The sequence below is a fragment of the Streptomyces sp. SAI-170 genome, from assembly GCF_049739565.1.
Taxonomy (GTDB): Bacteria; Actinomycetota; Actinomycetes; order Streptomycetales; family Streptomycetaceae; genus Streptomyces.
Window position 1 is genome coordinate 4,485,051 of the sequence record NZ_JBMGQD010000001.1, and the last position, 14,950, is coordinate 4,500,000.

The following is a 14,950-nucleotide window of genomic DNA, read 5'->3' on the forward strand; positions in this document are numbered from 1 at the left end:
TGGGACGCGCTCTTCGTGGCAGCATGGTGAACCGGTTCGTACGGTGCACTGGTTGTCCACAGCCTGTGGAGGCGTCCATGCGGTGGTTGGTGGGATGGAGCAGCGCCGCCGCGCGAGCCGCCGGGCCCGGTTCGGCAGGAGCCACCGGCTACGACGGCGAGACCCTGCACCCCGTCGGCTCCCACCTGTTGTGGGGCGACCCCGACCCGCTGTGGGCCGTCGGCGACTGGCGCCCCGACGAGATCCGCGTCGTCCGGGCCGACGAACAGAACCGCATCGCCGTCCTGGGCACCTGCGGCGCCAGCGACGAGGAGCTGCGGCTCGGCCTGTTCACCGCGCGCGGGGGCGCCCTGCGCCATCTGACGGCCTGGTCCGGCAGCTACACGGCCGTCGTCCAGGTGGGCCGCCGCATCACCGTCTGCGGCGACCTGGCGGGCGCCCGCCCGGTGTTCTACGCCCCCTGGGCCGACGGCACCGCCTACGCCACCGCCGCCCTGCCGCTCGCCGACCTCGTCGAGGCCAACCTCGACTTCGGCCACCTCGCCGCCCTCCTGGCCGCCCCGGACGTCCCGGCCGCCCTCTACGACTCCACGCCCTACGACGGCGTACGGCGCATCCCGCCGGGGCACGCGCTGATCCTGCGCACCGGGGCGCGCGAGGTCGCCGGCTACGAGCCGGTCGCCTCCCTCGCCGTGGCCGCGCCGCCCGCCGACCCCGACAGCGCCGTCGACGCCGTACGCGACGCCCTCATCGAGTCCGTACGCACGCGTCTGGCCGCACCCCGCCACGTCCCGGGCACGGGCATCGACCCCGGCCCGGTGCCCGGCATGGGCCCCGCCGAACGACGCGCCGCGCGCGGGATGCCCGTCCCCGGCATCGGCGCCGACCTCTCCGGCGGGCCGGCCTCCAGCACCCTCGCCCTCCTCGCGGCCGGCCTGCCCGGCATGCCCGGCACCGTCCTGGGCCACGGCACGGGCGCCGGAGAACGCCTCCTGGCGGTCACCTTCAACGACCTGGCGGTAGGCGGCCGAGAGGCAGAGCTGGAACGCGCAGGAGCCCTGGCGGCGAACCCCCGCCTGCACCACGTAGTGGTCACCGGCGGCGAGGACACACTCCCCTACGCCGACCTCGACGGCCCTCTGACGGACGAACCCAGCCCCACCCTGGTCACGGCAGCCCGCCACCGGGCCCGCCTCTCCGCAGGCAGCGCCGACCACTTCACCGGCTACGGCGCCCGCCAGGTCCTCGACGCCCACCCGGCCCGCCTCGCCGACCTCCTGATGGACCGCAAGAGAAGACACCTGGTCCGCCCCGTCGCCGCCCTCGCCAAGGCCGACGGCTCCGTCATGGTCCCCGCGCGCGTGTACGGCGCCGCCCGCCGCCTCGCCCGCACCTCCTACAGCACCGGCGTGGAGACCCTCGCCGCCCGCCTCGCCGACCGCCGCTTCGACGACCCCGGCAGCGCGGTGGGCGCCTCCCTGGCCGCCCTGGCCTGGGCGTGTCCGGGCCCTGCCGCCCGCTGGCTGACGGGAGAGGCACTGGCGGAAGTATCGATTCGCTTGCAGTCCGCCACCCACCGCGCCGCCGGAGGCCCCGGCCAACGCCCCGGCGACCACCGCGCGCGTGCCGCCCTCGCCCGCACGGCAGCCGACATCCGCGTCCTGGAACAGGCCGCCGAAATCCGCTTCCAGCGCCTGCACGCCCCCTTCCTCGACAACCAGGTCGTCCGCGCCTGCCGCGACCTCCCCGAGGCCCTGCGCGTCCAGCCGGGCGCCCGCGCCTCCATCCTCAGCGCCGTCCTCAAGGGCGCCGGCGTCCCCGACGTACCTCCCGGCTGGGGCGCCCCCTCCCACGCCCCGGCCGCAGCCGCCGCCCGCACCGGCCTGCGCGTCGCCGCCGACTCCCTGATCGCCCTCTTCGACACGCCCCTCCTCGCCCAGGCCGGCCTCGTCGAGGCCCGCGTCGTCCGCAAGGCGCTGCGCTCGGCCGCCGCGGGCGAACCCCTTCCCCTCGACGGCCTCGCCCACCTCGTCTCCCTCGAACTCTGGCTCCAACGCCTCCTCTCCCGCCGAGGCACCTGCTGGACCGGCACCCCGGCCCGCGCCCGCGCCGTACCGGCGGGCATCACCCCCCAGAGGGGCGCCCTGGGCGCGGGAGCCGGCGCCCGCAGAGCCTGACCCCACCCTCGACCGCCCCTCTCCCGCCGTACGCGCCTGCGGGCCGCCGAGGGCTGGTCGCGCAGTTCCCCGCGCCCCTGAGGTCGTGGGCCGTTCCCCTCGTATGCGACTGCGGGCCGTCGTGGGCTGGTCGCGCAGTTCCCCGCGCCCCTAAGGGCACGACCGCCAGCCCCGTACAACCGCAAGCAACCACGACCGGAGGAGGACGCAACCAGCCGCACACGGCGGGAGGGGGACGGGATGGAGGGCAATGCGCCAGCCGCATACGGCGGGAGGGGGACGGGATGGAGGGCAATGCGCCAGCCGCATACGGCGGGAAGGGGACGGGACGGAGGCAATGCGGTCGGCCGCGTACGGCCGTGAGCGACCACGATCGGTGGGCGATGCGGTCGAGGCCGCGTGCGGCCGAGGGCAACCACGGCCGGTGGGCGTTGTAGCCGCGGCCGCGTACGGCGGGAAGGCATACGCACCGTCGGCGTCGGTCAGCCGCGAACGGCGGGGAGGGGACGGGACGGGGGGTTGTCCGCCCGCAGCGGCCGGCGGAAACCCAGTTAGACCCCCGTAGCCGAGCAGATCGCCGGACCGAGGACGGACAACCCCCCGGCCCGGCCCCGGCCCACCCACACAGCGGGTGCGCTACAGCAACCCCCACCGAAGCCGCGCAGGCCGCCGCAGGCACACCAGCCACAATGACTCGGTGCGGTACAGAATCCTGGGCGTAACCGAGGCAGACGACGACAACGGCAACCCCGTCCCCATCGGCGGCCCCCGCCTACGCGCACTGCTCACGGCCCTGGCCCTCCACCCAGGCCGCATCACCCCCACCGACACCCTGATCGACGAGGTCTGGCCGGACGACCCACCCCAGGACGCCCCCGCCGCCCTCCAAGCACTCATCGGCCGCCTACGCCGCACCCTCGGCCGAGAGGCGATCGTCTCCGCCCCCGGCGGCTACCAACTCGCCGCGGCAAAAGACGACATCGACCTCCACCGCTTCGAGCACCTCGTCCACACCGGCACCACCGCCCTCACCCACAACGACCCCCACACCGCCGCCCACCACCTCACCACCGCCCTCGCCCTGTGGCGCGGTCCCGCCCTCGCCGACCTCCCGGACCGCACCACCGCCGCCACCCGCCCGGAGGCCCTCCGCCTGGAGGCGACCCGCACCCGCATCGAGGCGGACCTACGCCTGGGCCGCGCCCGAACCGTCGTACCCGAACTGCAGGAACTGACCAAAGCCCACCCGTACGACGAACCGCTGCACGCCCTCCTCATCCGAGCCCTGCGCGACACGGACCGCACGGCAGACGCCCTGGCCGCGTACGAGACGGCACGCACAGCCCTGGCGGACGCCCTGGGCACGGACCCGGGCCCCCAACTCCGCGCACTGCACGCAGAGCTCCTCCAGGTGAAACCAGGCCCCCCGCCCGCCCCCACCCCACCGCTCCCCCCAAGACGCCCCGAACGGACCGGCAACCTCCGCCCCCGACTGACTTCTTTCGTGGGCCGGGAACTCGAGATCGACGCCGTCCGTTCCGAATTGCACAGGGCCCGACTGGTCACGCTCACCGGACCGGGCGGCTCTGGCAAGACCCGCCTCGCCGAGGAAGCCGCCGCCGGGCTCCCACAGGCCTGGCTGGTCGAGCTGGCCCCGCTCGACCGGCCTGAGGCGGTACCAGGCGCGGTGGTCAGCGCGCTCGGTCTGCGCGAGACCGTGCTGCTGACCAACGACCTGGCCACCCCGCAGGAGGACCCGGTCGCCCTCCTCGTAGAGCACTGCGCAACCCGCAGCGAGCTCCTGATCCTTGACAACTGCGAACATGTCATCGGCGCGGCAGCGGACCTCGCCGAGACCCTGCTCACCCACTGCCCGGGGCTCACGATCCTCGCCACCAGCCGTGAACCCCTGGGCGTGCCGGGCGAGTCGGTGCGCCCGGTCGAGCCGCTGCTCCCCGACCAGGCACACCGGCTCTTCGCGGAGCGCGCCGCGGCGGTGCGGCCCGACGCCGCGGAGGTGCTGCGCGACACGGAGGCCGTGGCGGAGATCTGCCGCCGCCTGGACGGGCTTCCGCTGGCGATCGAGCTGGCCGCGGCCCGGCTGCGGCTGCTCACGCCCCGCCAGATCGCCGACCGGCTCGACGACAGGTTCCGCCTGCTGACCTCTGGAAGTCGCACGGTTCTGCCGCGCCAGCAGACCCTGCGGGCGGTCGTCGACTGGTCCTGGGACCTGCTGGAGGAACCGGAGCGGACGATGCTGCGCGAGGCGTCGGTCTTCACGGGCGGCTGGGACCTCGCGGCGGCGGAGGCGGTGTGCGGCGGGCCGGCCGCGGACCTGCTGGGGGCGCTGGTGGACAAGTCACTGGTGGTGGCGACCCCGAGCGAGTGGGACGGCGCGGAGGGGATGCGCTACCGCATGCTGGAGACGATCCACGAGTACGCCGTCGAGCGGGCGGCGGAAGTGCCCGAGCAGCGCGCGGAGGCGGAGCGACGACACCGCGCGTGGGTGCGCGCGCTGGTGGAGGAGGCCGAGCCGAAGCTGCGCTCGGAGGGCCAACTGCCGTGGATCGCCCGCCTGGAGACCGAGCTGGACAACATCCGGGCGGCACTGACCAGCGCCCTCACCGAAGACGAGGAGGCCGAGGCCGCCGCGATCGCCCTCGCCATGGGCTGGTTCTGGTGGCTGCGCAACTACCGCAGGGAGGGCGCGGACTGGATCACACAGATCCTGACCCTGGAAGGACACCACGCGACCCCCACCCCCACCACCCCCCTGGACGCCTACCTCACAGCCCCGGCCGACGAGACGAACCACCCCCTCCACCACCTCCGCATGGACCTGAGGATGCTGCACCTCTTCCTCACCTCGGACTCCGAGCCGGTGGACAGCAATGACGACCCCCGCCGCGAGGAGTACCTCGCCCGGCTGCGGCGGCGCTACGAGCAGGGCGGGCCGGCGGCGGCCCGGATGCCGGGGATCATCTGGCCGCTGACGGTGTTCCATCTGCGCGGCACCCTGGACCCGAGGCCCGCCCTGGACGCGGCGGTCGCCAACTGCCGTGCCCACGGCGGGGACTGGGAGCTTGCGGCCACCCTGATGTTCCGCGTGCACCTGGCCGTCGACTCGGCCGGCGGACTGCAGGGCGTGGACGACGACCTGGCCGAGCTGCGCACGCTCAGCCGACGGGTCGGCGACCGCTGGCTGGGCGCGCAGGTGTGCAGCGCGGCCGGTGAGGCGGCGATGGCCCGGGGCCGTTTCCAGGAAGCCGCGGTCGAGTACCGGGAGGCGCTGCGCCTCGCGCACGAGGTCGGTGCGTATGCCGAGACGCCGTTCCTGGTGGCCCGCCTCGGTGAGATCGCCTATCGCGCGGGCGACCGCGCCACCGCCGTGGCCGCGCTGGACGAGGCCAGCGACGCGGCCGTCCGGTACGGGGTGCCGGAGTCCCGGGCGTTCATGAACCTGCTGCGGGCCTATATGGCCCTGGAGGACGAGGACATCGCGGGCGCGCGGGAGTGGGGCGAGGCGGCTCGGGAGGCTGCCGCGCGCAGTCCGCTGCCGCCGCAGTTCACGGCCGCGCTGGACGGGCTCGACGCGCTGGTCACGGCCGCCGAGCGGGGTCCCGAGTACGGGCTGCCACTGCTGGCGGACACCCTGCGCCGGGCGGTGGCCGACCACTGCGCCGACCCGGTCACGGCGGGCCTGACGGAATCGCTGGCGGTGCTGCTGGGCCGGCTCGGCGATCACCCGCGCGCGGCCCGGTTCCTCGCGGCAGCAGACCGGCTGCGCGACGGCCGGCCCCGCACCATGCCGGAGGCCGCCCATGTCGAGCGCACCCTGGCAGCCGTCGGCGAGGCCCTGGGCGCCGAGCGCCTGGAGCAGGAGACCGCCCAGGGGCGGACGCTCACCGTCGACGACGTCCTGGACGAACTGGAGGAGCGCAGCCGCTAGGAGCAGGTGAACCGCGACTGCGCCCAGTCGGCCAGGGCCATGTGGTCGAAGTGGCTGTGGGGCTCGACGACCAGCTGGATGGTCTTGTAGCCGGTGATGTTCACATGGACGGGCACCGCCGGGTCGCCGCCCTTGATCCGGTCGGACCTCCACAGCGGGACGCCGTCGGCGTAGACGGAGAAGTACACCTGGCCGAGCTTCATGGTCATGTCGTCGACACCGACCACGGCGTCGTAGGCGGTGCACTCGCGGTTGAGGTCGATGGTGACGGAGGACTGGCCGTTCACGGTCACGCCGTGTGCGTAGGTCTGCTCGCCGATCGACAGGTTCCGGCGCTGCCACACCCAGCTGCTCTCGCCGAGCCGCATCTCCGGCGCGGTGCCGTCACCGGCGACGTCGTACGCCAGCTCGTTCCACCGGTAGACGGCCGCCGGCGGCGGGGGAGTGGGCGTCGGGGTCGGGGTCGGGGTCGGTGTGGGAGTCGGCGTGGGTGTAGGCGTCGGGGAGGGCGTGGGCGTAGGGGTGGGGGTCGGCGTGGGCGTCGGCGTCGGGGTCGGCGTGGGGGACGGCGGCGGCGCGGCCACCACGGGCTCCGGGGTCGGCGTCGGGGTCGGCGTGGGAGTGGGCGCGGGCGGCGGTGCTTCGACGACCGGCTGGGAGGCGGGCGGCTTGGCCACCGGCTCCTTGGGGGTGGTGTCGCCGACCAGCGCGAGCGCGATCGCGGCGGCCGCCACGGCGACCACACCGGCCGCGATACCGGCCTTCACCGGCGCGCCGAGCCCCTCGGAGGCGGCCGCGCCACCCGCGCTGGACCCCGACGAGCCGCTCGCCGCGGCGGCGGCACCCGCGGCGCCCGCGGCCCCCGCCCCGGTCCCGCCGGCGATGAGCGCGGCGGCCTTGGCGTACCCGGCGGCACCGAACCAGCCGATGACCGCGACCGGCACGACGGCGGGGATGCTGCTGGCGACCTCTTCGATCTGGCTGGCCGCCAGCCGGCACTTGGCGCACTCCTCCAGATGCTTGCGCAGCCCCCGCTCGGCGCGGGTGCGCAGCTTGCGGCGGGCGTACGTGCCGAGCTGGTCGGCGTAGCGGGCGCACTCCTCGTCGCCGGCGAGGGAGGCGCTGACGTGGGCCTGGAGGTAGGCCTGCTTCAGGCCCTCGCGGGCCCGGCTGGCCAGTACGCGCGTGCCGTTGGCGTCGAGGCCGAAGAGCGTGGCGACGGCGCTGGGCGACTCGTCCTCGACCTCGGTGTGCCACAGCACGGCCTGCCAGCGCTCGGGCAGCGACCGGAAGGCCTGCATGGCCATGGACTGCTCGGCCTCGTGCATCGCGAGCACGTCCGCGCCCAGGTGCAGTTCGAGCGTGTCCGTGTCGGAGGTGTCCGACACCCGCGCGGCCTCCGTGGCGAACACCGCGAAGTCGTCGACCAGTTGCTCCCGCTTCGCGGAGTTCGTCCAGTTCGCGGCGACGCGTCGGACGCTGGTGAGCAGATAGGCGCGCACCGCGTGCTCCGGGCCCGAACCGCCGCGCACCGCCTGGAGCATGCGGGCGAAGACCTCCGCGGTGAGGTCGTCGGCGGTGTGGGCGTCACGGCAGCAGGTGCGGGCGTAGCGGCGTACGGCGTCGGCGTGGCGGCGGTAGAGCTCCTCGTAGGCCGAGTCGTCGCCCGAGCGCATCTGCTCGATCAGCTCGGCGTCGGACGGCGGAAGCTCGATGGGCGGCGGCAGCACGCTGTCTTCGCGCCACCCGTCGTCCCGTCGGCCGCGCTGTGCAGGAACGCTTCCCTCGGCGAGCACGCCGGCGCCCGCAGGAACGCTTCCTTCAGCGAGAACACCGCCATCGGCAGACACACTCGCCTCGCCGAGGACGCCGTCGTCGGCCGGCACGCCACCCTGAACGGGGACGCCTCCCTCGACGGGGGCGCCACCCTGAGCGGGGACGTTTCCCCCGGCCGGCACGCCACCCTGAGCGGGGGTGCTCCCCTCGGTCGGCACGCCACCCTGAGCCGGGACGCTCCCCTCGACCGGGGCGCCCCCCTGTGCCGGGACGTTTCCCTGGGCCGGGATGCCGTTCTCGATGGGCGGTGCCCACCCCGCCGGGTCGGCGCCCGTCGGTGCGTCGGCGCGGCCGCCCTGGCTCGGCACCTGCGGGGAGGTGCGGTCGCCGGTCTCCGGGTCACCCTCGCCGAGTGACTCGTCCCGCCCGTCAACGCTCATCGCGGAAGCCCCCGCCGCCAGCCCAACCAGTCCCGACCACCGAGCCAGACTGCCACAACGGATTTCGGCGTGGGACCCGCAGGAACGGATCGACCACTCGTCCGAGGGGATCGAGCGGCGACGAGTACCGACCGTCACTCTTTCGGGGAAGGAGCAACAGACGCCTGACGCGCAAGAGTTGAAGGGCGGTACCGGACAAGTCCGGCACCGCCCTTCAGACGGCGGCGGGATCCAGGAGCACCCCGGGCGCCCCGGCCGCCGCCACCTTGCGCGTCACTCCACTCACGCGGGCCGCGAGCGCAGACCCTCCAGCAGGATGTCCAGCAGCCGGGCCGAGGCGGCCGCCTGCTGGGCGGCGTCGGGCAGCGAGGGCGCCGCCGTGGCGATCACCAGCAGCACGTCCGACACCGACACGTCCGGCCGCAGTTCACCGGCCGCACGCGCCCGGTCCACGAGCTGACCCACCACCTCCAGCAGGGCCGCCGCGCCCGAGTCGTCCACCGTGTCGTCCTGCACCAGCCGCAGCTCGCCCGAGCCGGGCTGGGGCTGGCTGCGCTGCTGCGGAACCCGCGCCTCGTCGAGCGGGTCGGCGTCGTCGGCCACGCCGACCCGCAGCACCTGCGGCGGCAGCAGCCGCCCGGCGCCCGAGGCCACGGACGTGCGCAGGAAGCGCGACAGCGCCGACCACGGCTCGTCCTCCTGGCCCAGTGCCGCGCGCGCCTGGTCGGTCAGCCGGGAGGTCTCCTCCTCGGCTATCCGGCGCACCAGTACGTCCTTGCTCGGGAAGCGCCGGTACACCGTGCCGACACCGACCCGGGCCCGCCGCGCCACGTCCTCCATCGGCGCGCCGTACCCGAGCTCGCCGAACACCTCGCGCGCGGCACGCAGCACGTGCTCGAGGTTGCGCTGCGCGTCCACACGCAGCGGCGCCGAGCGGGAGCCCTCCCCGCGTCCGTTGCCCACCGCCCCGCCGGGAGCGATGGCAGACGCGGTGGCCCAATGAGAATCCTGAATGTGCATATGAAATCCCCCGGTAATGACGTCTCCCCCCGGAGACTCTCCCCGCCATTTGGATGCCGGGGCGCGCGGAAGAGACACCGGAACCCGGGTCCGCCCGCAGCGGACCCGAAGAGCGCATCCCCCTACACCCCGTCGACACACGAACATAGTTGAGAGAGAGTCAATTCAGAAGGGGCAGGTTCCGCACAGAGCGCCCCCCGATCGGAGTACGAGCCGTATACGTCCCGGTTGCGCCCGCTTGCGCCCCCCACCGCACCCCCACTGACCTGCACGCCTTTCCCGTACTCCGGCAATTCGCCCATTGCGCCGCGCCGACGGTCCCCGGTCACACAAATTGCTGAGGCTGTGGACAAACGAAGGCGCGGGGTGCGTCATGGGATGGTGAAGGAACGTGCGCGCATTCTCGTTGTCGGCGGCGGCTACGTCGGGATGTACACGGCCCTGCGTCTCCAGCGGCACCTCAGAGCGGAACTCAGGCGCGGTGACGCCGAGATCACCGTCGTCACACCCGACCCGTACATGACCTATCAGCCGTTCCTCCCGGAGGCGGCCGCCGGATCCATCTCCCCCCGCCATGTCGTGGTCCCCCTGCGCCGCGTGCTGCCGCACTGCCGGGTGATCGTCGGCGAGATCACGGCCGTCGACCACACGCGCCGGACCGCCACCCTCACCACGCTCGCCGGCGAGGAGGGCGCCGGACCCGAACACCTCCCGTACGACGAACTCGTCCTCGCCCCCGGTTCCGTCTCGCGCACCCTGCCCGTGCCCGGCCTCGCCGAACACGGCATCGGCTTCAAGACCGTCGAAGAGGCCATCGGCCTGCGCAACCACGTCATCGAGCAGATGGACATCGCCTCCTCCACCCGCGACCCCGCGGTCCGCGACGCCGCCCTCACCTTCGTCTTCGTCGGCGGCGGCTACGCCGGAGTCGAGGCCCTCGGCGAACTGGAGGACATGGCCCGCTACGCCGCGCGCCACTACCACAACGTCCGGCCCGAGGACATGAAGTGGATCCTCGTCGAGGCCTCCGACCGCATCCTGCCGGAGGTCGGCCCCGACCTGGGCCGCTACACCGTCGCCGAACTGCGCCGCCGCAACATCCAGGTCCTCCTCGGCACCCGCCTGGAGTCCTGCGCCGACCGCGTCGCCGTCCTCAGCGACGGACAACGTTTCCCGACGCGTACGGTCGTATGGACCGCCGGCGTCAAGCCCCACCCCCTGCTCGCCGCGACCGGCCTGCCCCTCACCGACCGCGGCCGGCTGCGCTGCACGGCCCATCTCGCCGTCGAGGGCGCCGAGCACGCGTGGGCCGCGGGTGACGCCGCCGCCGTCCCGGACGTCACAGCCGCCGACGGCCGCGACTGCGCCCCCAACGCCCAGCACGCACTGCGCCAGGCCCGCACCCTCGGCGACAACGTCGCCCACGCCCTGCGCGGCGAGCCATTGGAGACGTACGCCCACAAGTACGCGGGCTCCGTCGCCTCTCTCGGCCTGCACAAGGGCGTCGCCCACGTCTACGGGCGAAAACTCAAGGGCTACCCGGCATGGTTCATGCACCGCGCCTACCACCTCAGCCGCGTGCCCACCGTCAACCGCAAGGCACGCGTTCTGGCCGAATGGACCCTCGCGGGACTGTTCAAACGGGAGATCGTCTCCCTCGGTTCACTCGAACACCCTCGAGCGGAGTTCGAACTCGCGGCCGGGGGAAAGCCTTCAGGCGACCCGAAGGGGTCGTCCTGACCGGAGCCAGGAACTCGACGCACCGGCCGGGCGTCTGACGGATGTCGGCCCGGTCCGCCACACTGCCAGACTGGTCCACGCGTCAGGACGGACCCCCAACCCGCCCTGCGACCCCCGAGGCTTTTCCCAAGTGCTGCATTTCCCGGGGACGGCACCCACCCGCGCCCCGGGGGCCCCGGCCGGGTCCGGAGCCGGCCGACGACCACTACACGAGGCAAGGATTCGTGAACTTCACGCGTTGGAGCGCCCGGCTCCCCGGAACGCAGCGCCGCGCCGCAGCGCGGACCGAACCCACGGTCGCTCCCGAGCGCCGAGCGGACAGCCGAGGCGAAGGCTCCGTGCCCGCGGCCCGCGCCGAACAGCCGACCGGCGAACCGTCCCCCGTGCCCGCCGTCGACGACCTGCCGGTCCGCGAGGTCCTCGACCGCGTGCCCGCCCTCGTCGCCCTCGTCCACGGCACCGACCACCGCCTCGCCTACGTCAACGACGCCTACACCGCCGCCTTCGGCCCCAGACCGCCCGGCGAACCCGCGGGCGACGCCCTGCCCGAACTCGTCGAGCTCGGCCTCATGCCCCTGCTCGACCAGGTCCTGCGCAGCGGCAAGCCGCGCACGGTCAAGTCCCGCAAGGCCTGCGACGGCCGCTCCTACACCTTCACCTGCACGCCCGTCACCGAGGGCGGCCCCCGCCCCGGCGGCCCCGGCGTGCTGGTCTTCGCCACCGACGTCACCGACCACGCCGAAGCCGCCGAACGCCTGCGCGCCAGCGAACGCCGCCAGCGCGAGACGGCCGTCACCCTCCAGCGCTCCCTGCTCCCCCAGGAGCTCGAAGAACCCGACGACCTGCGCATCGCCGCCACCTACCAGCCCGGCGGCACCGAGGCCGCGGTCGGCGGCGACTGGTACGACGTCATCACCCTCGGCGGCGGCCGCACCGCCCTCGTCATCGGCGACGTCATGGGCCGAGGCGTCCGGGCGGCAGCGGTCATGGGCCAGCTCCGTACGGCCGTCCGCGCCTACGCCCGCCTCGACCTGCCCCCGCACGAGGTCCTCCAGCTCCTCGACGGCCTCGCCACCGAGATCGACGCCAACCAGATCGCCACCTGCGTCTACGCCATCCATGACCCGAACGAGGGACGGCTGGTCTACTCCTCGGCCGGGCATCTGCCCATCCTCGTGCGCGACGAGAGCGGCACCGTCCTGCGCGCCGACGAACCCACCGGCCCGCCGCTCGGCACCGGCGGCTGGATGCACGCCTCCGGCTCCGTCCCCCTCGGCCCCGGTGCCACCGCTGTCCTCTACACCGACGGCCTCGTCGAACGCCGCGACGAAGACCTCGACGAAGGCATCGCCGCCCTCGAACGCGCCCTCTCCGGCGCCACCGGCAGCCCCCAGGTCGTCTGCGACCGCCTGCTGCGCTCCGCCGGCGTCGCCGCCGACCACGACGACGACGTGGCCGTCCTCGTCCTCCAGCAGCCCGCCCGCACCGGCGCTGAGAGTGACCTCTTCCGCAACGCTGCACTGGAGCTGCTGGGCGGTGTGGAGGCGGCTCCACGCGCCCGTGCGTTCGCCTCCGGCGTCCTCACCAGCTGGCGCTTCCCGACCGAACTGCACGATCTGGGCGTCCTGGCGGCGAGCGAGCTGGTCGCCAACTCGCTCCAGCACGGCACGCCGCCGATGCGGCTGCGGCTGCGCCGGACCGACCGACGTCTGATTGTCGAGGTCACCGACGGAGACGATCACCTGCCCCGACGGCGGCGGGCCGAACCCGGGGACGAGTCGGGGCGGGGCATCGCGATCGTCGCCACGATTGCTTCCAGCTGGGGGTGCAGGCGTACTCCCGGTGGGGGCAAGGCGGTGTGGTGCGAGTTCGCTTTGCCGAAGGGGTGACGAGCTGCCTCCCGCCGCGGGGGTCGTGCTCGTCACCCGGGTGCGGGCCGTCCTCGGCTTGTCGCGCAGTTCCCCGCGCCCCTAGAGGTACGCCTCCGCTCACGCCTCTGCCGGGACAGACTCCTTTGCCGCCCCGCCCCGGGCCACCACCCGGGTACGGGCCACCCACGGGTGGTCCTGGGCCTCGGTCAGGCGTCGGCCCAGGCGCAGGGCCAGGACGCTGATGCCGAGGGAGAACAGCAGGAAGGTCACGATGTACGGCGCGTGCAGGGAGGCGCCCATCGGGCCGCCCACTGCCGGGCCGACGGCCAGAGCCAGCTGCTTCACCAGGGCGAAGGCCGAGTTGTACTGACCGGCCATGCCCTCCGGAGCCAGGTCCGCCACCAGCGGCGCCACGGTCGGCGACAGCATCGCCTCACCAAGACCGAACAGGGCGTACGTCGAGACGAACGCGGCCGTCGCCATCGCCTGGCTGGTGTGCCCCAGCCCCGCGTACCCGGCGGCGATCCACGCCACGGCCCAGATCAGACCCACAGCCGCGATCACCCGCGACCGCCGGCGCCGCTCGACGAACTTCAGCACGGCGAACTGCGCGACGACGATCATCGCGGTGTTGGCGGCCAGCGCGGTCCCCAGCGCGGACGTCGATATACCGGCGGCCTCGACGCCGTACGCGCTCAGGCCGGATTCGAACTGTCCGTAGCAGGCGAAGAAGAGCACGAAGCCCAGAACCATCAGCTGCACCATGGCGCGGTTGCCGAGCAGCTGCTTCCAGCCGCCCTTGGCCGACTGCGCCGGGCTGTCACCTATACGGGGGGAGTGCGGCATCCGCACGGTCGACATCACGACGACCAGCAGCAGGAACATCGCCGCCTCGATCGCGAAGAGCAGGGTGAACGACGACACGTGCGAGGTGTCGACCAGGTGGCCGCCTATCAGACCGCCCACACCGAGGCCCAGGTTCTGCAGGAAGAACTGCATCGCGAACGCCCGCGACCGGGTCTCCGCGGACGAGCAGTCCACGATCATCGTGGCCAGCGCCGGCTGCATCACGGCCTGACCCGCGCCCAGCGCCGCCGCCGACAGCAGCACGGTCGCCGCGCTGCCCGACAGACCCAGGCTGAGCGCACCGAGGGCAGCTGTGACCAGGGCCGTGAGCAGCACCGGAAGCGGGCCGCGCCGCACGATCGCCCGACCGGCGAACGGCAGCACTATCAGCGCGGCCACGGCGAAGACAGCGAGGACGAACCCCGCCGTCGTGGCACCCAGACCTCGCACCTGCGCCACATAGACGTACAGGTAGGGGACCGTGAAGCCGAGACCGAACGCGCTGAGTGCGTTGCCCACGTGGATCCGGCGCAGCGCTGCGCCCATCTCCCTGGTCACGTTCACCTCTCTCAGTAGTTAGGAGTGAAGACTTCGAAGCTAAACTTCGAAGCTAAAGAGTACATGTCCAAGGACTTCGATGCCAAGCCGCTCCATGCGATACTTCGGCCATGGGCGACAACCCCGGCGTCAGCGAGCCGACACTCGAAGAACAGATCGCCGCCTACCAGCGCGAGTTCCAGGACCTCGACCCGCAGGTCGAGAAGATCGTCTCGGCGCTGTCCCGCCTGAACCGGCGGATGAACGTCGCCTACGGCCGTCAGACCTCCGCCCTCGGCATCAGCAACGCCGAGTGGGAGGTCCTCAAGGCCCTCGTCCTGTCCGGCGCCCCCTACCGCATGGGCCCCAGCGACCTCGCCAAGCGGCTCGGCCTCACGCCGGCCGCGATGACCCACCGGATCGACCGGATGGTCGCCGAGGGTCTGGTCACCCGGGAGCGCGACGAGTCCAACCGGGTCCGCGTCATCGTGGAGCTGACGCCCGAGGGCCGTGAGAAGTGGCTGGAGGCCATGCGTCTCGCCTCCGTCTTCGAGGAGGGCCTCCTCCAGGACCTCACCCCGCCCGAGCGCACCG

8 protein-coding genes (1 of these 8 running past the window's edge) are annotated in these 14,950 nt (G+C 73.6%); 5 read left to right on the top strand and 3 right to left on the bottom strand.

Annotated features, from left to right (window positions below; translation table 11 throughout):
• The first annotated feature begins 77 nt into the window (after positions 1-77).
• Together RKD23_RS20050 and RKD23_RS20055 are read left to right on the top strand one after the other, a co-directional pair.
• Complete coding sequence (locus RKD23_RS20050) at positions 78-2,177, top strand: asparagine synthase-related protein (RefSeq protein WP_424854902.1); 2,100 nt, start codon at positions 78-80, stop codon at positions 2,175-2,177.
• A gap of 697 nt (positions 2,178-2,874) precedes the next feature.
• Positions 2,875-6,126, top strand: a complete 3,252-nt coding sequence (locus RKD23_RS20055) for a BTAD domain-containing putative transcriptional regulator (protein ID WP_424854903.1) — start codon at positions 2,875-2,877, stop codon at positions 6,124-6,126.
• Here the strand turns inward: RKD23_RS20055 and RKD23_RS20060 are convergent.
• Together RKD23_RS20060 and RKD23_RS20065 are read right to left on the bottom strand one after the other, a co-directional pair.
• On the bottom strand, positions 6,123-8,342 hold the full coding sequence (locus tag RKD23_RS20060) for a sigma-70 family RNA polymerase sigma factor (protein WP_424854904.1): 2,220 nt from the start codon (positions 8,340-8,342) through the stop codon (positions 6,123-6,125). The genes RKD23_RS20055 and RKD23_RS20060 overlap by 4 nt on opposite strands.
• Before the next feature lie 282 nt (positions 8,343-8,624).
• Complete coding sequence (locus tag RKD23_RS20065; protein WP_424854905.1) at positions 8,625-9,362, bottom strand: TetR/AcrR family transcriptional regulator; 738 nt, start codon at positions 9,360-9,362, stop codon at positions 8,625-8,627.
• A gap of 378 nt (positions 9,363-9,740) precedes the next feature.
• On the opposite strand from RKD23_RS20065, the gene RKD23_RS20070 reads away from it, so the two are divergent.
• Entirely contained in the window at positions 9,741-11,102 is a 1,362-nt protein-coding gene (locus RKD23_RS20070; RefSeq protein WP_424854906.1) for an NAD(P)/FAD-dependent oxidoreductase, read from the top strand.
• Positions 11,103-11,326: 224 nt separating this feature from the next.
• Entirely contained in the window at positions 11,327-12,991 is a 1,665-nt protein-coding gene (locus RKD23_RS20075) for an ATP-binding SpoIIE family protein phosphatase (RefSeq protein ID WP_424854907.1), read from the top strand.
• A 99-nt stretch (positions 12,992-13,090) separates the two neighbouring features.
• Here the strand turns inward: RKD23_RS20075 and RKD23_RS20080 are convergent, their stop codons facing one another.
• The gene (locus RKD23_RS20080; RefSeq protein WP_424858290.1) at positions 13,091-14,365 is read right to left on the bottom strand and encodes an MDR family MFS transporter; all 1,275 of its coding nucleotides are present in this window, start codon (positions 14,363-14,365) and stop codon (positions 13,091-13,093) included.
• A gap of 122 nt (positions 14,366-14,487) precedes the next feature.
• On the opposite strand from RKD23_RS20080, the gene RKD23_RS20085 reads away from it, so the two are divergent.
• A protein-coding gene (locus RKD23_RS20085; protein ID WP_424854908.1) for a MarR family winged helix-turn-helix transcriptional regulator crosses the window boundary here: on the top strand, positions 14,488-14,950 show its 5' portion. Its footprint extends 86 nt past the window's final position; 463 of the gene's 549 nt are visible here — the first part of the coding sequence; the start codon lies at positions 14,488-14,490; its stop codon lies off the right edge, out of view.